Source organism: Bradyrhizobium sp. IC3195 (genome assembly GCF_020193585.1).
In the GTDB taxonomy this organism is placed as follows: domain Bacteria; phylum Pseudomonadota; class Alphaproteobacteria; order Rhizobiales; family Xanthobacteraceae; genus Bradyrhizobium; species Bradyrhizobium yuanmingense.
Genome location: NZ_JADYVG010000070.1, coordinates 1 through 1,224 on the forward strand (window position 1 = coordinate 1; position 1,224 = coordinate 1,224).

The following is a 1,224-nucleotide window of genomic DNA, read 5'->3' on the forward strand; positions in this document are numbered from 1 at the left end:
CACGCCGTTGGCGATGCCGTCGAGCAGGTTGTTGATGTCGCTGGCGCGGTTGTCGAGCGACTGGGCCGTGAAGAAGTTGGTGGGATTGTCCAGGGCCGAGTTGACGCTCTTGCCGGTCGACAGACGGCTCTGGGTGGTGGCGAGAAGATCAGCGGTGGACTGGAGGGAGAGCAGGTTCTGGCGAACCGACGCGGAGAGAACGATACCGGACATTGAGTGTTACCCTTCTGGTACGCAACGCAACAAAACTTCGATTAGGATTAATCGATGGCCGGGACGGTGAACGTTGTGGGCTAACAAAGCATGAAGCGAGTCGCGCCAGGCCCTCCACCGATTCACCATGTGCGCATCCGGAGCCTCAGCGTTCTCACCCATATCGTCATGATAGGACGGTGCTTTTCCGTGCACCGATGAGGCATTTGCGACTTGTCAACCATAACTGAGAGTGAGCAATTGGCTGCATCGAATGCACCGCTGCGACCTTGCCGGGCAGCACTCGCACGCCGGCGCAAAAAGAAAGCGGCGGAGCCGAAGCCCCGCCGCCGGATCTTGCTTGCGATGTCGTCCGCGACTTAGCGGAGCAGTTGCAGCACGCTCTGCTGCGACTGGTTGGCCAGCGACAGCGCGGAGACCGCGATCGACTGGCGGGTCGACAGCGCCTGGCTGTTGGCCGCCTCGACGTTGGTGTCGGCCAGGGTCAGGTTGGACGAGCCGGTCTGCAGCACGTTGATCAGGCTCTTGTTGAAGTCCTGACGAACCTGCACCACCGAGAGGTTCGAGCCGAGGCTCGAGGCCTGCGAGCGGAGCGTGCTCGAGGCGGCGTTGAGGTTGGTCAGCACCTTGTTGGTGGCAGCGTTGTCGATGAAGTCGACACCGCTGGTCAGTGAGGCGAGGCCCAGACCCTTGGAGTTGTAGGTCACGCCGGTGATGCTGAGGTTCGACTTGCCGGTCTCGTCGAACACCAGCTTGAGCTGGTCCCCGTTCAAGAGGTTGACGCCGTTGAACGAGGAGTCCTGCGCGGTCGTGTCGATCTGGTTCAGGATGTTGTTGAACTGAGACACCAGGTTGGCACGCGAGGTCTGCGCGACGACGTCCTGGACGGGGCTGGAAGCCGTCGAGAACGTCAGCGACGAGGTCAGCGTGCCGCCGATCGCACCACCCGCGGCGCTCGAACCGATGGTCGAGGACGCGTAGTCGTTGGTGGTCGAGATCGTCAGCAGCCCG

1 protein-coding gene and 1 pseudogene are annotated in these 1,224 nt (G+C 62.0%); both read right to left on the reverse strand.

What is annotated here, in order from left to right; translation table 11 throughout:
• Positions 1-213 (reverse strand): annotated as a pseudogene (locus I6F09_RS37125) (flagellar protein); the annotation flags it as partial.
• A gap of 359 nt (positions 214-572) precedes the next feature.
• A partial coding sequence (locus I6F09_RS37130) for a flagellin (RefSeq protein ID WP_276573885.1) occupies positions 573-1,224 on the reverse strand: 652 nt, incomplete at its 5' end.